This window comes from Chitinophaga sp. CB10, from assembly GCA_001870995.2.
GTDB lineage: Bacteria > Bacteroidota > Bacteroidia > Chitinophagales > Chitinophagaceae > Chitinophaga.
The window spans coordinates 408297-434408 of the sequence record MLAV02000003.1 but is presented as its reverse complement, the minus strand read 5'-3'; the positions used below and the strand labels follow the sequence as shown (position 1 = coordinate 434408).

21 protein-coding genes are annotated in these 26112 nt (G+C 49.9%); 9 read left to right on the top strand and 12 right to left on the bottom strand.

All coding sequences use genetic code 11. From position 1 onward, the window contains the following. Positions 1-2 precede the first annotated feature (2 nt). From BOC67_RS25380 to gcvT, 6 genes are all read right to left on the bottom strand, one after another. Positions 3-80, bottom strand: coding sequence for a potassium-transporting ATPase subunit F (locus BOC67_RS25380; protein ID WP_078670327.1), 78 nt, complete (start codon positions 78-80; stop codon positions 3-5). A gap of 108 nt (positions 81-188) precedes the next feature. Next, entirely contained in the window at positions 189-530 is a 342-nt protein-coding gene (locus BOC67_RS07220; protein ID WP_291908730.1) for a hypothetical protein, read from the bottom strand. Between the two features lie 430 nt (positions 531-960). Further along, the gene (locus BOC67_RS07215; protein WP_291908728.1) at positions 961-4698 is read right to left on the bottom strand and encodes a DEAD/DEAH box helicase; all 3738 of its coding nucleotides are present in this window, start codon (positions 4696-4698) and stop codon (positions 961-963) included. Positions 4699-5037: 339 nt separating this feature from the next. Next, positions 5038-5772, bottom strand: a complete 735-nt coding sequence (locus tag BOC67_RS07210) for a 2-phosphosulfolactate phosphatase (protein ID WP_291908725.1) — start codon at positions 5770-5772, stop codon at positions 5038-5040. Positions 5773-5788: 16 nt separating this feature from the next. Next, on the bottom strand, positions 5789-6262 hold the full coding sequence (locus tag BOC67_RS07205) for an SRPBCC family protein (RefSeq protein ID WP_291908722.1): 474 nt from the start codon (positions 6260-6262) through the stop codon (positions 5789-5791). A 109-nt stretch (positions 6263-6371) separates the two neighbouring features. After that, complete coding sequence (gcvT, locus tag BOC67_RS07200) at positions 6372-7460, bottom strand: glycine cleavage system aminomethyltransferase GcvT (RefSeq protein WP_291908720.1); 1089 nt, start codon at positions 7458-7460, stop codon at positions 6372-6374. 203 nt (positions 7461-7663) lie between these two features. Here gcvT and BOC67_RS07195 point away from each other — a divergent pair, with 203 nt between their 5' ends. The 7 genes from BOC67_RS07195 to BOC67_RS07165 all read left to right on the top strand — a co-directional run bounded on the left by BOC67_RS07195 (position 7664) and on the right by BOC67_RS07165 (position 14215). Continuing rightward, positions 7664-9019, top strand: coding sequence for a M28 family peptidase (locus BOC67_RS07195; RefSeq protein ID WP_291908718.1), 1356 nt, complete (start codon positions 7664-7666; stop codon positions 9017-9019). 116 nt (positions 9020-9135) lie between these two features. Further along, positions 9136-9531, top strand: coding sequence for a nuclear transport factor 2 family protein (locus BOC67_RS07190; RefSeq protein ID WP_291908716.1), 396 nt, complete (start codon positions 9136-9138; stop codon positions 9529-9531). 10 nt (positions 9532-9541) lie between these two features. Then, positions 9542-9946: a hypothetical protein gene (locus tag BOC67_RS07185; RefSeq protein WP_291908714.1), complete on the top strand. Its 405-nt coding sequence runs from the start codon at positions 9542-9544 to the stop codon at positions 9944-9946. 11 nt (positions 9947-9957) lie between these two features. Continuing rightward, complete coding sequence (locus BOC67_RS07180; protein ID WP_291908711.1) at positions 9958-10644, top strand: NUDIX hydrolase; 687 nt, start codon at positions 9958-9960, stop codon at positions 10642-10644. A 96-nt stretch (positions 10645-10740) separates the two neighbouring features. Continuing rightward, on the top strand, positions 10741-11652 hold the full coding sequence (locus BOC67_RS07175) for an NUDIX domain-containing protein (RefSeq protein WP_291908709.1): 912 nt from the start codon (positions 10741-10743) through the stop codon (positions 11650-11652). 11 nt (positions 11653-11663) lie between these two features. Next, positions 11664-13079 (top strand): nicotinate phosphoribosyltransferase, encoded by a 1416-nt coding sequence (locus tag BOC67_RS07170; protein WP_291908706.1) that lies wholly within the window; start codon positions 11664-11666, stop codon positions 13077-13079. A 221-nt stretch (positions 13080-13300) separates the two neighbouring features. Beyond that, entirely contained in the window at positions 13301-14215 is a 915-nt protein-coding gene (locus tag BOC67_RS07165; protein WP_291908704.1) for a glycosyltransferase family 2 protein, read from the top strand. Between the two features lie 272 nt (positions 14216-14487). Here the strand turns inward: BOC67_RS07165 and BOC67_RS07160 are convergent, their stop codons facing one another. From BOC67_RS07160 to BOC67_RS07135, 6 genes are all read right to left on the bottom strand, one after another. Next, on the bottom strand, positions 14488-17670 hold the full coding sequence (locus tag BOC67_RS07160) for an efflux RND transporter permease subunit (RefSeq protein ID WP_291908701.1): 3183 nt from the start codon (positions 17668-17670) through the stop codon (positions 14488-14490). Positions 17671-17707: 37 nt separating this feature from the next. After that, entirely contained in the window at positions 17708-18778 is a 1071-nt protein-coding gene (locus BOC67_RS07155) for an efflux RND transporter periplasmic adaptor subunit (protein WP_291908698.1), read from the bottom strand. A 60-nt stretch (positions 18779-18838) separates the two neighbouring features. After that, positions 18839-20194: a TolC family protein gene (locus tag BOC67_RS07150; protein WP_291908695.1), complete on the bottom strand. Its 1356-nt coding sequence runs from the start codon at positions 20192-20194 to the stop codon at positions 18839-18841. Between the two features lie 27 nt (positions 20195-20221). Next, positions 20222-20836: a TetR/AcrR family transcriptional regulator gene (locus tag BOC67_RS07145; protein WP_291908693.1), complete on the bottom strand. Its 615-nt coding sequence runs from the start codon at positions 20834-20836 to the stop codon at positions 20222-20224. A 9-nt stretch (positions 20837-20845) separates the two neighbouring features. Next, complete coding sequence (locus tag BOC67_RS07140; protein ID WP_291908691.1) at positions 20846-21451, bottom strand: TetR/AcrR family transcriptional regulator; 606 nt, start codon at positions 21449-21451, stop codon at positions 20846-20848. Between the two features lie 677 nt (positions 21452-22128). After that, positions 22129-23388, bottom strand: coding sequence for a pyridoxal phosphate-dependent aminotransferase (locus BOC67_RS07135; RefSeq protein WP_291908689.1), 1260 nt, complete (start codon positions 23386-23388; stop codon positions 22129-22131). Between the two features lie 384 nt (positions 23389-23772). Between BOC67_RS07135 and dnaN the strand changes: the two genes are divergently transcribed. Both dnaN and BOC67_RS07125 read left to right on the top strand, forming a co-directional pair. Next, positions 23773-24891 (top strand): DNA polymerase III subunit beta, encoded by a 1119-nt coding sequence (gene dnaN / locus BOC67_RS07130; RefSeq protein WP_291908688.1) that lies wholly within the window; start codon positions 23773-23775, stop codon positions 24889-24891. 409 nt (positions 24892-25300) lie between these two features. Next, on the top strand, positions 25301-26059 hold the full coding sequence (locus BOC67_RS07125) for a sterol desaturase family protein (protein WP_291908686.1): 759 nt from the start codon (positions 25301-25303) through the stop codon (positions 26057-26059). The last annotated feature ends 53 nt before the right edge of the window (positions 26060-26112 follow it).

The following is a 26112-nucleotide window of genomic DNA, read 5'->3' as shown; positions in this document are numbered from 1 at the left end:
GTTTAGAATTTTTCAGGTTTCAGCAGCACATAGATCATGTAGCCAAAAACCAAAATGGATAAGACAAAAAGTGCAGTCATCATGGTCATATATTTTCGAAGTAGTCTACAGATCTGAAGAAGATTACAAAGCAGGCAAGCCCTGCAACGACCAACAGGAAAGTCAGCATAATCGTAAGTTTTAGCGGTTTATATCCCTGCGGTTTGCAGGTGATGCGTTCTGATCCTGCGGAGGGTAGCCGGCAGCAGGTCTTTGGCCGGGCGTTGCAGCACCGGGGATAACGTGTATATATACACGCTTTCAATGGCATTCTTCAACAAGGCACTCCCGTTATGATACAGTACGGCGGCCATGGTAAAACAGTGTTTCACTTCTGCCATCCGGCCAAGCCGGATCATCTGGCGGGTGTAATCGGCAAAACTGTGTATCACCTTGCTTACTTTACCTCTCCCGTTGTGCTGTTCCATTACATCGGCAAGGCCTGTGATCTGATGGGCCAGCAGCCGGGAGATTTTAGAATCTGGTAACATGGTAAAAAATTTATGTACCAGGGAGTAAGCCATTGGGATGCCATACCGGTTAACAAGAGGTTGAAACCCTTACAAGCAATTGACGATCATAGGATTAACAATATCGACTGCACAGCTGGGGCATTGTGCCAAACGGAAAAACCATGCAGAATCTGCATGGTTCCTTCATTTTCTGCAATAAAAAAACCGGTTCCAATGAAGGAACCGGCGGTGTAAAAAACGGGAGACACTCCCAAAGAATTATCTAAGCTGTACAGGTTAATCGAAGAAAAATTAGCGCAATATATATATAGATTTCAATTATTTAATTTCAATTTTACAAATATAATTCACATGGTAAGTTGGACCAAACCGCTGGTCCAGGGCAGCAATATTTCCGCATAGAAAAGCCCACCGGCGCCGGCGGGCTTGACATTTATATCATTATGCCTTAACTGAACAGGTACAATACATCTTCTTTCGTCAGCTTCTTCACAAATCCGTTGTCGTCCGCAATAATTTCCTTCACGAGGGATTTTTTCCGCTCCTGTAACTGCAGAATTTTCTCTTCCACGGTGTCCTTACAAATCATACGGTACGCAAAGATATTTTTCGTTTGCCCGATACGGTGAGTACGGTCAATGGCCTGTTGCTCCACAGCCGGGTTCCACCACGGGTCCACGATGTACACGTAATCCGCTGCCGTCAGGTTCAGACCCACGCCACCGGCTTTCAGCGAGATGAGGAATACCCTGCAGTCATCGTTGTTCTGGAAGTTCTGGATAGCCTTCTCCCGATCCACGGTGGAGGTGCTGCCATCGAAATACTCGAACGGAATCTTCATGTGCTGCAGCCGTTCCCGGATCAGCCCCAGCATACCGAGGAACTGGGAGAACACCAGCACCTTGTGGTTACCAATGTTTTCGGAGATTTCGCGGGTGAGCTCATGCAGCTTCACCGAGTGGTTCGGGTATTGTTCCGTATCGTTGAGGATGGCCGGACTGTCGCATATCTGGCGGAGCTTCATCAAGCCCTGGAGGATGGTCAGCTGGCTGCGTTCCATACCCTGGTCTTCGATAACGCCCAATATTTTAGAGCGATAGCTGTTGCGGTAAGCATCGTAAATATGCCGCTGCTCCGCATCCATTTCGCAGAAAATAACGGTTTCAATCTTTTCCGGCAGTTCCTTCGCCACCTGTTCCTTGGTACGGCGCAGGATAAACGGATAGATCAGCTTACGCAGGTGCTCTTTACGCTCTTCGTCCTGGAATTTGTCGATCGGGGTCGCAAACTCGTTCCGGAAGAAGTCCACACTGCCCAGCATACCCGGGTTCAGGAAGTTCATCTGGGCGTAGATGTCGAATGTGTTATTCTGCATCGGGGTACCGCTCAGCGCCAGCCTGTTTTTGGTATGCAGCAGCTGTGCCGCTTTGGTAACTTTCGACTGCGGGTTTTTGATCGCCTGGGATTCATCCAGTACCACGTAGTCGAATTCCAGTTTCATGAGGAGCTGCACATCGCTGCGCAGGGTGCCGTAGGTGGTGATGATCACGTCATATTTGGCCAGCTCCTCGCTGCTTTTCAGCCTGGTCGGGCCGTGGTGTATATGATGGGATATATCCGGCGTAAACTTCCTGATTTCATTTTCCCAGTTGTAGATCAGGGTGGTAGGGCATACCACCAGCGTCATACACTGGCCATGTTTGTTTTTGTAGTATTGAATGAAGGTAAGGGCCTGGATGGTTTTACCAAGACCCATATCGTCCGCCAGGATGCCCCCCCATTTGATTTCGTCCAGGTAATTGAGCCATTGGAAACCACTTTCCTGGTAAGGGCGCAGTTGCGCGTGCAGGTTTGCCGGCAGGTCAATATTGCGGATTTCATCGAACTGCAGGAGCTTGCGGCGTTTCTGTTCCAGTTCAATCACTACGGCTTCATCGTCGATAAACTCGTAGAGTTCATCAATAACGGAGAAGTTATATTTACTGAGTTTAAGTCCTTTATCTTTTTCCTCACCCACTTTAAACAGCAAGGAGTATTTGCGCAGCCATTCCTCCGGCAGCAATCCCAGGGAGCCATCCGCCAGCTGCACATAATTCTGTTTGTTGGCCAGGGCCGACTTGATGTCCTTGATGCTTACCTTCTGATCCCCGTACAATACTTCTATCTGCGCGTCAAACCAGTCGATGCCGCTGCTGATTTGCAGGTTGGTCACCGGCTTATGGGAACTGAATTTGAAGTTGCGCAGGTTATCGAAGCCAAACACCCGTACGTCCATTTCCTTCAGCGCATCGAAGAACAGGAAGAACCAGTTGTTCTTCAGGGCTTCTTTAGCGCGGAGGTAGAAGTAGTTGTGGTTGTCGTTCTGCGAGAAGTTGGTATGCAGGGTGCGGAGTTTGTTCACAAACTCTTCTTCTGCTTCCTTGTTACGCTGGATAACGATCACCTTATTCCCTTCCTGGACGGTGATTTTAGCTTCATCGTTCCATTCCACTTCCTGCCCGCGGTAGGCAAAGCCCGGCTGGATGATGAAGGTTTCGCCCATTTCCTTGAGATATACCCTGTTTTCCGGCTTCAGGTCCTTCACTTCGGCCAGCAGCCCGCTGTCGAACTGAATATCGTATTGCCGGCTAAGTGGCAGCAGGTAATCTTTCAGGTACACCGGCCATTCCTTGTTGGATATACGCAGTTTCCCATTCTGGCGGAAGAGTTCCACGTGAAGGGCATCCTGCGGGTTTTCGAACATATACACCACGTTCTGGTGGAGGAACAGCAGCGGGCTTTCCCAGGCGTTTTTGGAAACGTTTATCTCTTCGCCTTCGATAGACACGAAGCATTCCACTTCCACGTGGGTATTGCCTGTATGTGTTTTGATGATAAGTTTGAGCCGCTCTGCGCCCAGCTGCACCGGTACCAGGCTTTTGGTTTTAAACGGCTGGCGGTTGGGCAGCAGGAAAATGAGGCCCTGCTCGGCCATCTGCGGAAACAGCTTGGCCAGTTTGGGATGCAGGTATTCCAGCATCAGCTCTTTGGTTTCGGTAGGGAGTTCCTCCGCATTTTCATGCGTGATATTTTCCCAGATGCCGGCAAAGGGCGAGTTCTTGCTGAGGAATTTACTCACTTCCGCATTCTGAAGTTTACGCACAGGCGCAATCAGGTCGCGGTCTTTTTCCTTGTACTGGTAAAAGTCCACGTATTTGGTGAGGTCCAGCTTACTGGCCAGGGATACGAATTCCGTTTGCTCCTCGTTTACCTCGCCGCTTACCAGGTCGAGCCGGAAGTAAGGATACAGCGGTTCATTGGCGTTAAACACCACGGCGAGGCGCTGTGTGGCGGTAATAGTTTCGTCCGGCGGCGGCGGGGCAGGGGTAGCTGCCTGGCGGCCGATGGCGGAACCGTCCACGCGTTTGATACTGGGGTCCAGCACGCGCAGGAAAGGCTTGCCTTCATTATAGGAGAAGGCAAATTTCCCTTCCAGGTCATCGCTCAGGGAATAACCGTAGAGGGACAGCAGTTTGTTCTTTTCCTTATCCCAGTTGCGGAGGGTATCGAAATAGAACGGCCCGTGTTTTTGCAGCAATTGCAGGAACAGGGTGGTTTTATGTACGCAGAGCGCATGTTCTGTTTCATCGCAGGTGCAATGCGTATCGAAAAAGCGCTCTTCATTTCGTTGTATGATCAGCGGAAAATCCTGTTTATCCACGGTGAGGGTGGCTTCCACCTTCTCATCTTTTGCGCTGGTGATCTTAGCCGGCTTTTCTTTCGCCAGTTTTTCCGCGTTGGCAAAGATGCTGCCTGAGGTGAGCAGCTTGATGGTCTTCAGGTCAATGGATTTCATTTTGATCAGGGTATGTTGCTGATCAAATTGAGAGTCGAAGCTTTCAAACTGGTTTTTGTCCAACATTTCCTGTAGCTGGAATAATGCGGCGGCCTCGTGGCGGCAAATATCTCCCAGGTTGTAAGGACATTGGCACCTGATGGACATCCCGGTGTTATCGCCGTATTTATTGATAGATACGCGATAGTAGTTGGCATGCGTGTCGCTCTTCACGCGGAAGGTAGCTGATTTAAGCACGGGGTCTGCCTCGATAAGTTCAACACCCCCGGTCGAAAATATACGCTTCCCCCTGCGGATCACTTCATCAGTGCCGTTATTGTAAACATATTTTAGCAAATGGGGTAGCGACATACTATCTGTTGTTGCCTTGGTTTTGATTTACCAGCCAAAGGGTTAAAATAAGAAAAAAAAGTATTCGGCAGCTGGTAAAAAGGCAATCCACAAAAGTAAGCAAAAAATCTCCAATGAAAAAGATTCAAGCCTACGGCCGAAGACACATCTTTTCTTTAAAAATAAGTAAAAAATACCATTTTAAAAATGTTGATTTTCAAATGTAAAAATGATAGAAAAAGTAATTGAGGGGTGGGGGGAAAGATCTAATGCCGCTTTGGAAAATGCTACGGAAGTCCCACATTAAACGGAAAAGGAACGCCAGTGGCGTCCCTTCACAGATTTTCAAAAAACAAAAAATCAAGCAGGCACTTCTTCGGCTACCAGTTCTCCGTTTTTAAACAGCGGCAGCACGTTGGCGCCATCCGGCGTAAGGCAATATTGAATATCTTTTTCCAGTCCGTATTTAGCAAGCCGCTTATAATGCGAGGCCTGTTTCATGAAGGTGAACACATCGCCTTTTGCCGCTTCATACATGGTTTCCGCAGCAAGGGCGCTATCGCAGTTCACCTCAAAATGGGATTTGATCCTGCTTACCACAGCGCCGGCAAAGAGGGTATCTTCCAGGTTAACCCTGTCCTTCCAGGCCGCGCAGCCAAGGATGACGTTTTGCCCCTGTGCTACCAGGTAGTCGCAAACCGCGCTGATATTAGGGAAGGAGCCGGTCACTATCTGGATGGCATCTTTGGCCATGTGCAGCAGTTTGGTGCCGTTGGTAGTGGTGAGTACGAGCGTTTTTCCTTCCACAAAATCCCGTGGATATTCGAAAGGGGAGTTGCCATGCACCAATCCTTCCGCCACTTTTCCATCCCGCTCGCCGGCGGTAATGCCGCCGATGGCGCGTCCGATATTCACGCATTCTTCCACACTGGCCACCGGGATAACTCTGGCAGCCCCGTTGTACAAGGCAGTACAGATGGTGGACGTAGCGCGCAGCACATCGATAATTACCACGATGCTGTTCTTTACATCATAGAGATGCAGGAGAGCCGGGGATAAACATACTTCCAGACTCGGTTTGTTACTTTCTGTCATTCAGTTGCATTTTGCATTAATCAAGGATCACCCGCCACTTGTCAGATTCCGCATATTCCTTAATAGTATCGTTGCGAAGGCATAACAGCTTCGTCATATAATTCACCAGGTAAAACCGCTCCACCATTCTGCCCAGCCAGCCGTAAGGCGTGCCAAACTCCATCAGGTCTATCATGACGGTACCGTTTTGAATCTCTTTGTAGTAGTGGTCATGCTTCATAAAGGTAAAGTCCCCTTCCTCCATTTCATCGCGGAAGTGAACATGCTTTTCCATAGCGGTTATCCTGGTGGTCAGCTGCCTGAGCTTTCCCAGGTGCCTGGCCTGCCAGGTCACGGATTCCCCGAAGGAAATAAGTCCGCTGGTTTTACCTTTAATGGGCTCTTCCTTTGTGCGCTCCATACTTTTTTTATGGAGTCCTATACTACGGCTAAGGTCAAAGACCCGCTCCCGCGGAGCGTGGATGACGGTCGTCAGATGAATAGTGGGCATAGATATGGTGTAATTACAAAAATTCCGGTACCCGGAAATTCCAGGCACCGAAATTAATAATATTCACCGGCTATTCATATTTGAATCTGCCGGAACATCAATTTTATGCTTATCCCAGGAAGGGAACTTTCACCACTTTAGCTTTCAGCTGCTTGTCGCGCACGGCGATGAAGATCTCTGTATCCAGCGCAGCGAAAGGCGTTTTAACGTAGCCGAGGCCGATAGCCTTTGACAGGCTGGGGGATTGGGTACCGGAAGTTACGCGGCCGATTACATTGCCGGCAGCATCCTTGATTTCGTAATCGTGACGGGGAATACCTTTGTCCACCATTTCAAAACCAACCAGTTTCTGTTCCACGCCGTTGGCTTTCTGCGCTTCAAAGATGGCGCGGGAAGGGAAGTCCTTCGTGAATTTCGTGATCCAGCCCAGGCCTGCTTCCATCGGGGAGGTACGGTCGTCAATATCATTTCCGTAGAGGCAGAAGCCCATTTCCAGGCGGAGGGTATCGCGGGCGCCGAGGCCGATAGGCTTCAGGCCTTTAGGGCCGCCTACTGCGAAGAGGGCATCCCAGATTTTATCGGCAGCGCCGTCTGTATCTTCAAAATATATTTCCACACCACCAGCGCCGGTGTAGCCGGTAGCGCTGATCAGCACATTGGGAACGCCTGCAAATTCGCCTTTGGCGAAAGTGTAATATTTCAGGTTGACCAGGTCTATCTCGGTGAGGGGCTGCAGCATGCTGGTGGCATTAGGGCCCTGGATGGCGAGCAGACAGGTTTTATCGGAAATATTGTGCATTTCCACGTTTTTGGTGTTGAACTGACTGATCCTGTTCCAGTCTTTTTCAATGTTGCTGGCATTTACCACCAACATATACACGTTGTTGGGTTCAATGCAATACACCAGCAGGTCGTCTACGATACCGCCCTCGTCGTTTGGCAGGCAGCTGTACTGCGCCTTGCCGGCAGTGAGTTTGGAAGCATCGTTGGAGGTTACCCGCTGAATGAGGTCCAGCGCATTTTCCCCTTTCAGAATAAACTCGCCCATGTGGCTCACATCAAAAACTCCTGCATTGGTGCGTACGGCCTGATGTTCGTCGTTGATACCTGTATAGGATATTGGCATGTTGTAACCTGCGAAAGGAGCCATCTTCGCACCCAGCGCAATGTGTTTTTCTGTAAAAGGCGTGTTTTTCATACTTATTTTTTAAAACGCGGCAAAAATAGCACTTTGACCTATACCAACAGCAAACCCCGTTTCACGAATGACGATTAACAGACCGAAGGGTTATATTATAAATAGCTAATATACAATGGATAGTAAAAAAAGAACTGGCATGAATTTCTGTATTGCACTGAGGTAATTCGTAATTTTGCCATCACACCCAAAACCAGTTTGCTGTGAAAAAGATAACCTGGCTGTTACCTCTGGTAGTAACTACCGTGGTAGTAAGCGCACAGAAAAAAAGCGACCGAAAAACCCTGACAAACCTGCAACAGCACATCAGCTACCTCAGCAGCGACAAGCTGGAAGGCCGCCTCACAGGGGCGCCCGGCGAAAAACTGGCTGCTGCCTACATCCAGAGTCAGATGCAGCAGATAGGCCTGCTCCCCATGGGAACAGACGGATACCTGCAAACCTTTACCGTAAAGGAAGGCCGTGAACCCGCGGCTAACTGCAGCTTTGAGCTGAATCATAAACCCCTGGCCGCCGGCGTACAATACATCCCCCTGCCGTTTACCGCCGCCAAAGCCGTGAAAGGGGAAGTGCTGCCACAGGCCAATGAGCCGGATAACATCTGGCTCATTAACGTGGCGGACCTGGACGCTGCTAAATACAAGTCCCGGCTGGACCTCTACAAACAACAGACAGCCGAGGCCGCGAAAGCCGGCGCTACTGGCATCATCTTCTTCAATGGCGCCGAAACGCTCCCGGAAATAAACAGCTGGCTGGAAAAAACTGAAACAGCCGCCCCCATACCGGCCGTATGGGTCAATAAAGACATCAGCAAAATCCTGGACGACGAGAACGCAAACAGCTTCCTCATCCAAATGGATATTGCCCTGCAACCGGTCAAAAGAACCGGTACCAATGTAATTGGCTACATAGACAATAAAGCCGCGCGCACCGTTATCATCGGGGCGCATTACGACCATCTTGGCTATGGAGAGGAGCACAACGGCTCCGCCAAAGGCAAGGTGTTATACCATGGCGCCAACGATAACGCCAGCGGCATCGCCGCCCTGCTGGAACTGGGCCGCCAGGTGAAAAGCGCTAAGCTGAAAAATACCAATTACCTGTTTGTTGCCTTCTCCGGAAATGAGCAATCCCTCAGCGGCTCCCGCTACCTGGCATCCCACAGCCCGGTGGACCTCAGTAAGGCCAACTACATGCTGAACCTCGACATGATTGGCCGCCTCAATACGACCAACGGTTTACAAATTGCAGGTATCGGCACCAGCCCTTCCTGGTCAAAACTGCTGGAGAACTCCGGCAGGGAAACGAAAGTAGTGTATGAAGCCAGCGGCGTTGGCAATTCAGATCACACTTCCTTCTACCGCAAACAAATCCCCGTTTTATTCTTTTACACCGGGATGGACGATTACCACCAACCGGAGGACAGCGCCGACAAGATCAACTACGAAGGCACCCTCACCGTGATGAAAGTGGTATTTGACCTGATCGAAAAAACCGATAACCTGGATAAACTGGCGTTTACCACAACCCCGGAACCTGCCACCGCCGCCATCAAATAGTCCAAAGCTGATGCTGATATACTAACGAATTTTATAAATTCGCAATTCGTTTGCTGCCCGGCTATGTGATAGGTGGACAGTATTGCGTAATTTGTAATTCGTAATCAAATTCCTGAATGGACGAAAAACTGGCGGTAGTTTACCGGTACTTTCAGCTGCTGGAGAACTTTTCAGTGGACGCGGCTGAATTTGCCAGCATCTTTCATCCAAATATCATTCAAACGGAATACCCCAACCAGATGTCCGGCGAAATCAAACAAAGGAATTTCGACATCATTCTGGAAAGCATGGCCACTACGCGGCTGATTCTCAAAACCCAGCACTACAACGTGCTAAAGGCCTTTGAAAACGGCAATACACTGGTGGTGGAGGCCGAATGGCGGGGAGAAATCGGGGTGGACGCGGGAAAATTTCGGCGAGGTCAGGTCATGAAAGCGTTTATTTGCACTATTATTGAGTTTCGCGACGGTAAGATCTACCGCCAGCGGAATTACGATTGCTACGAACATTAACATACAAGATATGGGAAAGATATTATCGTTTTTGGCCCTTGCAGCCGGACTGCTGTTTGCCTGTAACCCTCAACGCGAAGGCACAACTGACAGATCCCGGTATGATGTGATCACTGAAAAAAGCTACGTTTACCGGGAACATAAGCCGGCTCCCGGCCCGCTGACAGACTCTGTACTGGCCCTCAAGCAACAAATCACGGATTACCTGCAACAGCAGGGATTCAAACCTCATATGGCCGGCAAAGACAGCCTCCTGTTCGTAAGGTCCAACAACCAGGAAGTCATGATCGAACTGCCTGCACCACAGGATATCTGGGAAATGAATACCATCATCGTTTTCGATCCGGCTAAAAACCCGCTATTTATAAATCTCCACAAAGGAACTGCTCAATTAGATCATTACCTTAATAAATAATCCGGTTAACATTGGCCATCAGACAGCAAATAAAACTCACCGTAGACGCAGTGGTATTCGGATACATTCCCAAGGAAGGTATCGTGGTACTGCTGATCAAACGTACCATTGAACCTTTCCTGCACAGCTGGGCGCTTCCCGGGGGCTTCGTACGCGACGAAGAATCCCTCGAGCATGCCGTTACCAGGGAACTGCTCACCGAAGCCGGTGTGAACATCAACTACCTTGAACAATTATATACTTTCGGGATGCCCAACCGCGATCCCCGCGGCCGCGTAGTGTCTATCGCCTACTTCGGACTGGTCAACCCGACCAACTTCAAGCTGGCCGCCAGCTCCGACGCAGAAGACGCCTCCTGGTTCAATATCAAGGAACTGCCGGACCTCGCCTTCGACCATGCGACCATTATTGACCTGGCCGTAAAGCGACTCCGCAACAAAATCCGCTACGAACCAATCGGATTCGAGCTGCTCGATAAGAAATTCCCTATCGCAGACCTCGAAAAATTGTATGAAACACTGCTGGACAGGCCTATAGACCGCCGCAACTTCCAGAAAAAAATAAATCACCTGGGCATCCTGATCGCACATAACGAGAAGCAAAAACAGGTGTCGCAAGGCCGCCCCGCAAAGCTTTTCAGCTTCAACGAGGAAAAATATTTCCAGCTGAAAAAAGACGGAATGGCCTTCGAAATCTAGCCCGGAGATTATTTTGTGTATTTTTTACAAAAATTATTTTGGTAGATTCAAATACCTCATTATATTTGTGTAACAATTACACAAAATAGCTCGAAGATGCAAGTAACAAAGCCCACAGGAGTTATTATCGCCAGGTTCCAAACACCCGCCCTGCACGAAGGGCACCTGGAAATAATCAGACAGGTAAAGGAAAAGCACAACCGCGTTCTGATTGTGTTAGGCGTAAGCCCGGTAAAGGGCAGCCGCAAAAATCCATTGGATTATTATACCCGCGAACGAATGATCAAACAGCTGTTCCCGGAAATAATCGTGCTCCCGCTCAGCGATCAAAAGTCCGACAAAGTATGGTCCAACAAGCTGGATGAACTGCTCCATACGAACTTCCCGCATGAAACCTTCCTGCTCTACGGCAGCCGCGATAGCTTTATCAGTACCTACAGCGGTAAATATAAAACCCAGGCCCTCGCCCCCGTGAAGGACTACAACGCTACCGCCCTGCGCGAAGCGATTTCCGATAAGGTATTTGACACGGAGGAGTTCCGCGCGGGTGTTATCTACAGTACTTACAGCCTGTTTCCTGCTGTTTACGCTACCGTCGACATTGCCGTATTCCGCAACAATTATACAGAACTGCTGCTTGGCAAAAAGCCGAATGAAGGCGAATGGCGGCTCCCCGGCGGATTCTCCGACCCTACGGACGAATCTTTCGAGCTGGCGGCCAGGCGGGAGCTACAGGAAGAGTGCGGCGACTTTGAGGTAAGCCCCCTGGAATATGTGACCTCCCTCCGGGTGGACGACTGGCGCTACCGCAGCGAAACCAATAAGATCATCACCACTCTCTTTGCCACCAGCCTCGTTTACGGCGAACCCGCCGCTGGCGACGACCTGGAAGCGCTCCGGTGGATCAACGTAAAAGATATCCCACAGCTGATAGACGATGGCGTTATAACGGACACGCATATCCCATTGCTCCGCCAACTGTTCAATAAATACTTTACCCAAGCTTAAATTTTCCGGCCATGACAAAAGAAAATCTTATCCTCCTCGCAGACGCCTATAAATACTCTCACCATAAATTATACATTCCCGGTACTGAATACATCTACTCTTACCTGGAGAGCCGGGGAGGCAAATTCGATGAAACCGTGTTCTACGGGCTGCAGTACTTCCTCAGGGAATACCTGGAAGGAGTCGTAATAACGAAAGAAAAGCTGGATGAAGCCGGAAAGGAACTGCTGGAAGTATTCGGACGCGACGATATCTTTGACCGCAGCCGGTTTGAATATATTATTGAAAAACACGGCGGTAAGCTGCCCATCCGGATTAAAGCCGTGAAAGAAGGTACAGTCGTTCCCGTTAGGAACGTGCTGATGACCATCGAGAATACCGACCCCAGTTGCTACTGGCTGACCAACTTCCTGGAAACCCTGCTGATGCAGGTTTGGTACCCATGTACCGTGGCCACCGTATCCAGGGAGATTAAAAAAGTAGTGAAACAATATTACGAGCAAACTGCTTCCGCAGCTGCTTTCGCCGGTATCGACTTCGTGCTGAACGACTTCGGCTTCCGCGGCGCCAGCTCCGTGGAAAGCGCCGGCATCGGCGGCAGCGCCCACCTGGTGAGCTTCTCCGGAAGCGATACCATTGCCGGATCTACCTACGCTAAACGTTACTACCAGGCAAAAACCGCCCCCGGCCTTTCCATCCCTGCTACTGAACATAGCATTTGTACCCTGCTCGGCGAAGAAGGTGAACTGGAAATTTTCAAACACGTACTGAACACCTTCCCCACCGGAACTATCGCCTGCGTATCAGACTCTTACAACATCTTCCGTGCCTGCGAGCAGTATTGGGGCACTGAACTAAGGGACCAGATCCTGGCCCGCCAGGGTACGCTCGTCATCCGCCCGGACAGCGGCGACCCTGTACAAACCCTGCTGCGGGTATTCCACATCCTGATGGAGAAATTCGGGTACACCGTGAATGAAAAGGGATACAAGGTATTACCGCCGCAGGTACGCGTTATCCAGGGGGATGGCATCAGCTACAGCTCTATCCCCGGCATTTTTGCCGCGCTCGCGGAGGCCGGCATCAGCGCTGAAAACCTGGTGCTGGGCATGGGCGGCGCCCTCCTGCAACGGGTCAACCGGGACACCCAGGAGTTTGCGCTCAAATGCTCCTATGCCCAGGTGAACGGCCAGCACATAGACGTACAGAAAAGCCCTGTGGAACTGGACGCCCAGGGTAACCTGCGCACTTCCTCCAAGAAGTCAAAAGCCGGCAAGCTCAAACTGGTACTGGATAACGGCCAGTTTGCCACCCTCCGGGAAAATGAGCGCCCTGAACTGGAAGACCAGCTGATCACCGTCTTCGAAAACGGTCACCTCACCGGCAGCATCACCTTTGACGAGGTGAGGCATAACGCCAAACTTTAACAGTACCTTCAAATTCCCCCTGAGGATAAAAGGCGGGCCGCTTCCCACGGAGCGGCCCGCCTCATTTTAACATATCCGCTACCGTTATCGTTCTTTTTTAGCTATTTTTGAACGATTATTGATGAACTGTACTGTCACATCCCGCCCGGCGGGAGCTATGCCAAGCGCGATCACACTTTAGATATCAACATGCGACTAAAAATTTATAAAACTGTCATCCTATGAAAGTAAGTGGATACTCGTACATGCGCAACAGTTTTGCGTATGGCTACCCTGTTATTCAATCTATTACTTCCGTTTTACCGATCGTAGACGAATTCATTGCCGTTGTAGGTAAAAGTGACGACGGCACCCGGGAAGCCATTGAGGCCATCGGCTCGCCCAAAATCCGTATCATCGATACAGAGTGGGACCCGGCGATGACCAAAGGCGGAAAAATCTTCGCCCAGCAGGCCAACATCGGGCTGAAAGCCATTTCCCCGGATGCGGACTGGGCATTCCACATCCAGTCGGATGAAGTGATCCATGAGCAGGACCTTGCCGAGATCAGGCAGGCCATGGAGGATCACCTGGACGACAAGAAAGTGGATGGGTTCCTTTTCCCTTTCTACCATTTCATTGGCGACTACAAGCACATCGGGCCTACCCGGAAATGGCACAGTAAGGAAATCCGCATTACGCGTAACGATCCGAGGGTGTTCAGCTACCGCGATTCCCAGGGCTTCCGGCTCTATGAATCCGAGGCGGCTTACCTGGAAGATGAAAAGAAAAACGGCGTTAAGCTGAAAGTAAAAAAGCTGCAGGCCCGCATCTACCATTATTCCTACTGCCGTAATCCTTACCTGCTGGGAGGTAAGATCAAAAAATTCGGCAGCTACTACTCGCAGGGCAATACTTCCCCTGAATTCAACCAGGAAGCGGAGCCATTTGATTTTCACGGCGTAATCGATATCCTGGCGCCTTTTGAAGGAACGCATCCGGTAGTGATGGCGGAAGTGATTGCCCAGCAGAACTGGGAATTCAAATACGATCCTTCCCGGGGCAGGTTCAAACCCAGACACAGGGTATTGCACGAAATAGAAAAAATTACCGGCTGGCGGATAGGGGAGTATAAAAATTATAAACTCATCAGCTAAATCATCACGGCAACATATTAAAAACGGGCAGGGCACTCCTGTCCGTTTTTTGCATTTCAGGACAGGCGATGCCACCGGCATGGCCATTGCTTCATTTACTGCAAGGCCGCAGCACTAGCCTGCAGCAGCATTAAATCTTTCCCCCTATATATAAAAAAAAACAAGCCGGAATAAGAATATTCCGGCTATTACCTAAACCTACAACTGTTACACTGTTAGTAACAAGACTTAAATATGATCGGGCATACTGATATAATCAATCAGCCTGCGTTTTAGTTCATATGCGCTTCGCTTAAAGGCACCTCTTCGTAGGAGGCCACCATGCGCTGGCGGATGTAACGCTTTTTGGACAGCTTGCCGATGCCGAAGCGGGCCATGATTTTATCCACAATCATGTAGATCACCGGCACCACGATCAGCGTGAGGAACATGGAGCTGATCAGACCACCGATAATTACCCATGCCAGACCGTTGTTGATCGAAGCTACGCCGCCTGTTGCCAGCGCAATCGGCAACATACCGATCACCATCGCGATGGTCGTCATCAGGATCGGACGCAGACGCGCGTTGTTCGCATGAATCAGCGCATCAAACGTACTCTGGCCCTGTTCCTTCATCTGGTTGGTAAAGTCCACCAATATGATCGCATTCTTCGCTACGAGGCCGATCAGCATGATCATACCCAGGATGGTGAAGATGTTCAGCGTATTGTTGGTCAGCGCCAATGCCAGCAGGGCGCCGATTACCGCCAGCGGTATGGAGAATAATACAACGAATGGATAAATGTAGTTGTCATACAGTGCCACCATGATCAGGTACACCATTACTATGGAAATCAGCAAGGCAACGCCCAGCGTGCTGTTGGAATCACCCTGGTTTTCCGCATCCCCGCCAAAGAGATAGCTGACGCCTGCGGGCCTTTCCATTTTTTCCAGCTTAGCCTGGAACTCCTGTGTGACAGTACCGGAAGGGCGACCCATTACCTGCGACTGTACAGAAACAGAGGTGTTTTTATCGCGTCTTTCCAGGTGGCTGGGACCGGAGCCTTCGGTTACGGCTGCAAATTGCGACAATTTTATGAGTTGGCCTTTATTATTTCTGAATTGTATGTTGGCCACGTCTTCCAGGTTCTTCCTGTTGAAATCGTCGAAGCGGATGTTAATATCGTATTCATAGTCGCCCTGGCGGAATTTCACCTTGGAATCATCCGCCGTACCGCTGAAAGCTGTTTGCATGGTACCGCCCACATTATCCAGGGTGAGGCCCAGCGCGGCCATCTTATCCCGGTCCACCTGCACGTTGATCTCAGGGTTACCTTCTTCCACGGAGAGCTTCACCTCTGTGGCGCCAGGTACGGTTTTGAGGGTATCCATGGCGCGTTTGGCAAAGGCCATAACGCTGTCCAGCTCGGAGCCCATCACCACGAGTTCCACCGGCGCGCGTTCCGCGGTACCTAGGATGCTCACGTCAGTGGTTTTAACCTTTACGCCAGGCAGCAGGGCTTTGAGTTCCTTCTTGATTTTTGCCGCGTAGATGTCGGAACCCTCCGTACGCATTTCAGCCGGCACCATCATCACGGTGATCTCTGCTTTATACGCGGTGGATTGAGAGGTTCCGAAACCATCTTCCGAGGTTTGACCTACGGTCGTGATCAAACGGGTGATTTCGCTTTTCTTATTCAGGTAAGCTTCCGCTTTCCGGGTGTTCAGGTTGGACTGCTGTACAGATGCATCTTTCGGCATTTCCAGCATGACGATGAACTGGCCACGGTCGCCCTTAGGGATAAACTCCCCGCCGATGTAACCTTTACCTACCAGCATGAAAGACAGCACCAGCAGCAGGATGGAGAAACCGAGGGCATAACGCTTATGGTTCAACGACCAGCGCAGCAGGTCCGTCATCCAGGCGGTGAATTTGCTCAGTTGCTTTTCGAACCAGAGGATGAATTTTTCGAATACATTCTTACCCGTGATATGTTCCAGCTTACCGAAGCGGGAGGAGAGCAGCGGCACGATCATAAACGATGACAGTAACGACAGCATCGTGGAAATCATTACCACCACGCAGAACTCGCGGAGGATCTTGGATACCAGCTCGTTGGTTAAGGAGATAGGGAGGAACACCACCACGATTACCAGGGTAATGGAGGTTACGGTGAACCCGATCTCTTTCACCCCGTCAAACGCGGCGCGTACGCGGTTTTTACCCATCTCCATGTGGCGATAGATGTTTTCCAGTACTACGATCGCATCATCCACGAGGATACCTACCACCAGCGACAGCCCCAGGAGGGACATGAGGTTGAGCGAGAAGCCCATCAGCTTCATACCGATGAAGGTAGCCACCAGGGAGGCCGGGATGGAGATCATTACGAAGAGCGCACTGCGGATACTGTGGAGGAACAGGAGCATTACCGCCGCCACGAGGATTACCGCGAGGATAAGGTCATGGATAACGGAGTTGGCCGATTCCAGGGTAAACTCGGAGGAGTCGTTCGCCACGAGGATTTGCAGTTTGTTGGCTGCATACTCGTGCTGAATCCGGTCGATCGCCTTTTTCATTTCTTCGGATACCGTTACCGCGTTGGCATCGGTTTGCTTTTGCACCTGGAGGGCGATCGCGTTTACGCCGTCCACACGGGCAATACGTTCGGCGTCTTTCTGCGCGTCCTGAACGTCCGCCACGTCGAGCAGGCGTACCTGTGTGCCATCGTCGGTAGTTTTCACCACGAGGTTACGCAGCTGGTCTACGCTTTTATATTTACCGGCCAGGCGGATGAGTATCTGCTGGTCGGCGGTTTTTACCTTACCGGTAGGGAAGTCCATATTGGCGTTGGTGATGAGCTGGCGCAGTTCCATGATGGACATGCCGAATGCCTGTAACTTCTTTGGATCAACGTTTACCTGGATTTCGCGTTCCTGGCCGCCGATGAGGGATACCTGCGCCACGCCCGGCAGGCGGGAGAGGATAGGCTGTATCTTTTTGTCCATCAGATCATAGAAGGCTTTGTCGTCCATATTGGCAGTGGCAGACAGCGTCATGATCGGCAGGTCATCGAGGGAGAACTTATTCAGGGAAGGCGGCTTTGCGTCCCCCGGCAGGTCCGCCAGGATGGCGTTTACCTTGCGTTGCGCATCCTGCAGGGCAATGTCTACGTCGGCATCGTTATTCAGCTCAACGGTAATAACGGAGAGGCTTTCAGAGGATTTGGAAATAATCTTCTTTACCTTTTCCATGGATGCCACCGCATCTTCAATTTTTTTGGTGATCGTACTTTCCACCTCGTTAGGGGAGGCGCCGGGGTACACCGTGGAGATTGTTACGATCGGGGAGCTGAACTTAGGCAGTAGCTCATAGTTCAGCGCTTTATAGCTCATGATACCCAGCAAGGTGAGGATGGTAAATACCACCACCACGATGGTAGGTCTTTTTATCGATACTTCAGTAATCTTCATGTTCCAAGAGTTTGATCAGTCACCAGTTACGCATGTCTTATTTGGCAGCCTGCTGCACGGTTACCCGGGCGCCGTCGGTCAGGTTAATCTGTCCGCTGGTGATCACGGTTTCGCCGTCGTTGAGGCCTTCCCGTATTTCCACCTGATCGCCGATGATGCGGCCGGCAACCACTTTACGTTTTTTGGCCACATTGTTTTCCATTACATAAACTTCGTTGCTGTTAACGCCACCGATGAAGGCGGTGCGTGCAATGAAGATGGCTTTATCCGTTTCAGGGGAAGTGAAGTGCGCGGTGCCGTACATACCGGCTTTGAGTTCCTTATCGCTCATGTTGGCCACTTCCATTTCTACCGGGTAGTTCAGGGAGTTGTCGCCTTTGGCTGCGATGAAAGTGATGACTGCACTGTATTGGGTTTCGGGGAATACGGAAGAAGTTACGGTTACTTTCTGTCCTTTTTTGAGTCCGACCACCTGAGTTTCAGGTACGGCTACGGCCAGTTTCAGGCGGGTAACATCCACGATGTCAAACATTTTGTTACCTGGCGAGAGGTAGGCGCCCTGTTCCACGTATTTTTTGTTGATCACGCCGGAGATGGGCGCTTTCACGTAGGTATCCCTTACGCGGCGGCTGGCGGCATCGTAGCGGGTTTTAGCCAGGTCGTACTGCAGGCGGGCATCGTCTACCTGTTTCTGGGTAACGCCGCCGGTTTTGAAAGCGGCTTCGTAGCGGTCTTTATCTACTTTCAGCTGTTCGAGGTTGGCCCTGGCAGATTCGAGGTCGGTGTTGATGATTTCCCCGTCGATGTAGGCGATGGGCTGGCCCTGTTTCACTACGCTGCCTTCGTCGACCAGCAGTTTGGTAATACGGCCGGAGGTTTCCGCCAGGTAGGTGAGTTCACGTATAGGCGTGAAGTTACCGTTGGCGAGGAAGCCGTTGGCAAAATCGTTGCGGGATACTTTCTGTACCAGTACAGGAATATCGCCTATGTTGCTTTGTTTTACGAATTCGATTTTAGCTTCGTTTGCTTTTTTATTGGCGTTGAGTTTCCACATGATCAGTACCACCGCTCCAACAGTAACCAGTCCCCAGATAATTATTTTTTTCATCTGCAAATAGTTTGATTGTTTATGTCTTGCTTTTCAGCAGGTAATTTTTCGTTTATGCGTTTAGTTTAGAAGAGATTTCAGGTTGCCTTTACTTTTGATCATATCCAGTTCAGCGAGTTTATACTGCAGCAGGGCAGCGTTATAGCTGTTCTGGGCGTCGGTCAGCGAGGTTTCCGCGTTGAGCAGGTCCGTAAGGCCAGCCAGGCCGAGGCTGTAGTTATTCTGTGTGGAATAGTACACTTCGTTGGCCAGGTCCATATTCTCCTTCTGGGTTTGAATGGCGGTGATGTTGGTGCGCATGGCCAGTTTGGAATTTTCGTACTGGGTGTTGAGGGCCAGTTTTGTTTCGTCCATGGCGTATTTCAGCTGGCGGATGGCGACGTTGGCCTGGCTCACTTTGGAGCGGCGGCCGAACCCGTCGAAGATGGGCACGCGGAGCGACAGCCCTACTGCGGAGGTACCGTACCAGAGGGTGCTGTTCAGGTCGTTCTTGTCAAACATCCAGTGGTTACTCATCCCGTTGTAGGAGTATCTGCCAAAGAGGGAGAGGCTGGGGTAGTATTCCGCCTGGTAGGCTTTTTTCTGGAAGATTTGCAGTTCTTCCTGTTTACGCAGGACTTTCATTTCGGTTCTGTCTTCCAGGCTGATATCTTCGTATTGCAGCACCTGTGCGGCGGAGGACTCGATGTCTTTCAGGGAGGCGGCAGGTATTACAAAGGCGGATTCCAGCGGCATGCCCATTACCCTTTTGAGGTTATTGGTTTGCATGGCGTACTGGTTTAACAGCTGGATGCGTTGTGTTTGGTAGTTGGTGAGGTTTACCTTGATCCGGTCGAGGTCGATCTTTTTGGCGAGGCCGTTCTCGTACTGGGATTTGGTCACCGTTACCAGAGTGGATAATTTCTGCACGTTGGAGTCCAGGCTTTTGATATTTTCCTGTGTGATTAGCAGTTCATAGTAGAGCTGCGCCACGTTATAGATCAGGTCTTCGGTGGACTGTTGCGTTTGCAGTTTATAATATTCCTCACCGGCTTTAGCGGCTTTGAGGCCGGTAAATACGCTTTGGTTGAACAGTTGCTGGTTGAGTTCAGCGCCGGCGCTGGTACTGTATTTAACGCCAAAGGCTACTGCCAGGTTTTTACCCGGTTGTCCGATCACATCACCCGGGAGGATGGATTTTGCCAGTTGTAAGTTGTCCGTATAGTTGGCGTTACCGTTTATTTGCGGCAGTGCCTGGGCGCGGACTTCAGCGGTTTTAAACTTACCCATTTCCTCTTCCATTTTAGTTCTGGCGAGGCCCTGGTTATTATTGATGGCAAATTTCAATGCTTCCTGTAGCGTGAGAGGAGCCTGGGCATAGCAATGAGATACACCTATCCCCACCAGGAGGATAAGCGACAACTTTAATCGCTTCATACTGTTTAGATTAGCCTTGTAGTGTTTTTATACTTCTTCTTTTTTATGCAGATACTGGTATGCTACCTGTTGGCCTTGCGGGGAAGCGATACCCATGATATAGTGGGTGGTTACTTCCTCCATTACATGATGAATTTCGTACTCGTCCGCCGGATATTGAGATGGGTCAAAAGCTGCTTCCAGCTGCAGTTGGCGCATGCGGGCAACGATATCGATATCCAGGTTTTTACGGTACAGGCCTTCGGCGATACCACGTTTTAGATTTTCTTTTATGCTGTACAGGATACTTTCGGTCTTAAAACTCACTACTTCTTTCCAGGTATCCGGATGGTATTTTTCGATTTCGTAAAGCATGACAGGATTCAGGGTCCTGGCTTTGGAACGTATGAATTGCATTTGCTGCAGGTGTTCCTCGATGGCATTGGCGGATTCCGTTTGGTTGGCGGCGTTGAACCTGATGTGGTCATCCAGCAGTTCGCGCATGGATTCGCTGATCAGGGACTGTTTATCTTCGAAATGCTCGTACAGTGTTTTTTTTGATATGCCGCAGTCACGCGCAATATCGAACATGGTTACGCCTTTAACGCCGTATGATCTGAACATTTTCCTGGCGGCCTCCATTATCCTTTCTCTCACTACCATGGCTTCCGTTTATGCTTTTATGCCTTTTATAAATATTTCCAGTAATTGTCTTTGTTGTTCGATGATGGCTTCAAACAGCTGGTCATCGAGGTCGTTGTTGGGCGTAACTACGTCCGGCACGGTGAATCGGAGTCCCATCATGGCCTGCACGAGTATTTCGGCGGTTTTGTATGGGTTTTTGACTTTGAATTCGCCGGTGGTGACGCCGTATTTGATGATTTCCGCGTGGAGTTCGATGTCGCGTTTTTTAGCGGCGATCATTTGTTCCTGTACGCGGCTGTTGCTATCGTTGAGCAGTTTGAACAGTTCGAGCCGGCAGAATTTCATGACGAAGTTCCTGCGTATTTCGATCAGTTGGTATAATGCTTTGCTGGCCGATTTGGCGGTTCTGGCTTCTTTTTCCATTTCCTGGAAATAGGTTTCGCCAATTCTTTCCAGTACGGCCTGGTGCATCCCGTTTTTATCAGGAAAATAATAATAGAGGGATGCTTTAGAACAGCGAAGGTCGTCGGCGATCTCGTTCATGGTGGTTTTGCTGGCGCCGTAAATGGTAAAGCGCTTCAAAGCCGCCTCGAGGATCTTGTCCCGCATGTCATCTTTGTTCTCTGCTTGCATTAACTTTTTGACTTTTTTAGTTTCAGGGTCAAAATTAGACAGAATTTTGTAATAAGGGAAGGAGAAATTTGGTTTAACAAGGATTTAACTTTTTGAACTTAAAAGTCAGGAAGTCAGGAGGGGGAGGGTAAGGATTATTTTAGGGGTGGCGAGAGAGCGGCTGGGGGAGTGTTTATGGGGTTGGGCTGGCTGCCAGGGGGAAAGGCTGGTAAATTTTTTTGGGGGGAGATAATAATGCCGCCGGGGAGCAGGCTACGGAGCTTGTTTAATAGAGGCGAGGAGGCTGCCGGGGGCGAAATTGTAATTAATACGTATTAACCCACCTGTAAAACGCGCTGGTAAATGAATCTGAAAAGGTCAAAGCCTCAAGGATACTGGATAATCCTGCTCCAAAGAAACTTTCCGGGTTTACAAAATCACCAAACTTGATAAATCAAAACAGTTACATAAAACCACGTGCATCAAAACCACCTTCATCAAAACCACCTGCATCAATTCTCCCTGTAACAATCCACCTGTAACAGCACTCCCTTGACAAACCACTCTAAACAACCCCCTCTAAACAAACCACCTGAAACTAACCATCTTTAACAAACCATCTTCAACAAACCGCCTTCAACAAAAAAAGGAGCACCGGGGGGACGCCCGGTACTCCTTCTTATATATCCTTTCATGCCTTATTTCAATTTCGCCAGCGCTGCTTCGAGTTTCTCGAACATAGCCGGGATCTCTTCCTTCACGCAGGTGCCCACGCTGAGGCGGTACCATGGGGAAGCTTTATCGGCGCCGAATGCGGAGAACGGCACCAGTGCCAGTTTAGCTTCATTGAGGATGTAGGAGGTAACGGCTGCCTGGTCCGCCAGTACGGTACCTTCTGCAGTGGTTTTACCTGCCAGGTCAAATTTAATGGTCAGGTAGATGGCGGCCTGCGGAGCAATTGCGTCTACCTGGTAACCTGCTTTTTTCAGTTTATCAAAGCCTTCGTAGATTTTTACGAGGCGCTCTTCGATTTCGCCTTTGAAGTGAGCCAGGTATTTATCCACATTCTCTGTTTGTACGAGGTAGCGGGCAGCAGCTTTCTGTTCAGCCATTGGGCTCCATGCGCCTACGTGGGAGAGGATGGATTTCATTTTACCGATCACATGGGCAGGCCCTAAAGCCCAGCCAACGCGAACGCCGGTAGCGGCAAAGGCTTTACTCATACCGTCGATGAAGATGGTGTAATCCTTCATTTCAGGACGGAGGGAAACCGGGTTGTGGTGGTGTGTATCGCCGAAGGTCAGCACCCAATACATCTGGTCAAACATCACGTAGAGCGGCTTTTCGTCAGCTCCTCTGCGCTTGTTCTCGGCCAGTACCAGGTCGCATATCTCTTCCAGCTGCTGCTTACCGAAAGCGGTACCCGTTGGGTTCTGCGGGGAGCAGAGCGCCAGGAGGGTAGCCCCTTGCAGGAGCGGTTTCAGTTCCGCTGCGGTAGGCATGAAGAAGTTTTCAGGGGTGGTTTGCAGTACTACGTGTTCCGCTTCCAGGAAGTGGGTGTAGTGGTTGTTATTCCAGGAAGGTGTAGCATAAATCACTTTCTCGCCACGGTCAACGATCGTTCTGAAGGTAGCGTAAATGATAGGACGGCCCCCGCAGGAAATTACGATTTCCTTCGCAGGGTCATATTTGAGGCCCTCGCGGGCTGCAATAAATTCGCCCACAGCCGTTCTCAGCTCCAGGATACCATCCGCCGGAGGGTAGTTAGTCAGGTGTTCCTTATAGGCAGTTATGATTTCCTGTTCAAACTCAACCGGGATGGGGAAAACCTTTGGATCAAAGTCGCCGATGGTAAAGTTGTAAATCTTCTCGCCCTTGGCCTGCTTCTCCTTGATTTCGGCTGCCAGTTTGATGATTTCGGAACCTATCAGTGTTTCGGCTAAATGAGACAGTTTCATAACCTGCTTTTTTTGTTGGTTTTGGAAATTTTTTTCGCGCGGCAAAACTAACCCATTTGCATATAATTTAAAAGAAACAATTGATTCTTTTCATATTATCTAAGAAACAGCCAAAAAATCGTGTCGACATCTAATTAAGGCAAGTTTTTCACACAAAACATTCAATATTACACTATCCTGTAATGTGTGCAGCTACCCGGATAAGTGTGAAAAAAGGGGGGGATTAACGTGTATAAGATGTGACGAAATTAGGCTGATTGACAAAACTTTCTATCTTTGTTTACAGTACTTTTACACCTTTAATTCAGGTATCATGTGAACCCGCATGAATGTTTCAGGAAGGTGTTTACATAACCAACGAATGACAAGCAAACTTTTTAGATCATGAAATTTATTGTTTCTTCCTCTACTTTACTAAAACAATTACAACAGATCAGCGGTGTTATCAATTCCAATACGGTGTTGCCGATCCTGGAGGACTTCCTGTTCCTGATTGATAAAAACGAACTGACTGTAGTTGCCACAGACCTGGAAACTGTTATGCGGGTGAAGCTGGAGGTGGAAGCGAAAGAAACCGGAAGAGTTTGTATCCCGGCCAAAATTCTGATGGACTCCCTGAAGAACCTGCCTGACCAGCCGCTGACCTTCCACATCGATCTGAACTCCTACGCTGTGGAAATCACATCGGACAATGGTAAGTACAAGGTGATGGGCGAAAACCCGGAAAACTTCCCCAAGGAACCCGCTGCCGACGACACCACTTCCTTTACCATGACCGCCACCGGCCTGGTAACCGCGATCAACAAAACCCTGTTCGCTGTCAGCAACGACGATCTGCGCCCCGCAATGACAGGCGTGTTCTTCGAACTGGCGCCCAACAGCCTGACCTTCGTTGCCACCGACGCCCACCGCCTCGTGAAATACGTGCGGACGGACGTTAAATGCCCGCAGGCAGACACCTTCATCGTCCCTAAAAAGCCGCTGAACCTGCTCAAATCCCTGCTGCCGGACAACGATTCCGAAATCAAGGTTTCCTACAGTCACAACCACTTCTTCGTACAACACGAAGGCGCCCAGATGATCTGCCGCCTTATCGACGCCAGATTCCCGGACTATAAAGTGGTAATCCCTAAAGACAACCCGTACCGCCTGACCCTGGTGAAAAGCGATTTCCAAAACGCCCTCAAACGCGTAGGAGTATTCGCCAACAAATCCACCAACCAGGTAGCGCTCAATATCACCGGCAGCGAATTACAGCTCTCCGCACAGGACGTTGACTTCTCCTTCGAAGGTAACGAACGCATGAACTGCCAGTACTCCGGCGACGATATGCAGATCGCTTTCAACGCCAAATTCCTGATCGAAATGCTCGGCGCCGCCGAAGGCGATGAAATCAGCATCGAACTGGCCACCGCCACCAAAGCAGGTATCCTCAAACCTTCCGAAAAAGAAGAAAACGAAGACCTCCTCATGCTGGTAATGCCGCTCATGCTGAATAACTAATACGCCTACACTCCTTTAATATTTTGCTAAAAGTTTTTTGCTTGAGGCATTATGATAATACATAAAGCAATCTCTCCCAGAGAGGTTGCTTTTTTGTTTGCCCAGCGCGGCGCAGCGCCCTTTTTTAACTCCCCAAATAGTCGTAATTTTTCGCCAGGAAAAAAGGACAGTTAAACCGTTTTTAAGAATCAATACCACGTTTGTAATCATCAGCCCCCGGATAACGATGGCGCATATACGCAGCAATCACGACTAAGAAGGGTTCCATCCGTTATTATCCCGTAATTTTTCCCATATCCCATGCAGCGCAGGTTTTGTTGTTGGCCAGTTTAGTCCGCTAATATTCATTGATACCTATATACACCTGCATATGGTGAGCTTTTTTGAACATATTCCAACTCCCTGGCGTATGGCTATCATGCTCGGTGGCCTGCTCCTCCTGTGGATGCTGGAAGGGCTCATTCCCCGGTTTACCTTCCGGGGAAATAAATACCGCCATGCCGGTACCAACCTCTTCTTTACCCTCACCACAGCCGTTTTAAACACCGCTTTTGCCTTTGCCATTGTAGCCGCCTGCTTATGGACTACGAAGGCAAAATTCGGCCTCTTATACCTGTTTAACATGCCTTTATGGCTGCATACCATCCTAGCCTTGCTGCTGCTCGACTTTATCGGGGCCTACCTGGTACACCTCGTCCAGCACAAAACGGCGTGGATGTGGCAGTTTCATAAAATACACCATATCGATAAAGAAATTGACGCCACCACGGCCCTCCGCCATCACCCGGTGGAAAACCTCTTCCGGATCGCCGCCCTGCTGGCCGCCATCCTGGTGGCAGGAGTGCCCTTCTGGATGGTGATGTTCTATCAGTCCCTGTCGGTACTCATGTCCCAGTTCAATCATGCCAATATACACCTGCCCAAATGGCTGGATAATGGCCTCAGCTGGATCATCGTTTCCCCCGATATGCATAAGGTACACCACAGCCACTTCCAACCGGAAACGGACTCCAACTACAGCAATATTTTTTCAATATGGGACCGGCTGTTCGGCACCTTCAAAACCGTACCGGACACTACTGCCATTCAATATGGGCTGGATGAATATGAGGATAACAGGTATCAACAGATAGGACCATTGCTGAAAGTACCGTGGGATAAACCATAAAAAGACCGGACGGCTATATCATTGGAAAAAAAGGTATGCAAACAATCAAACGC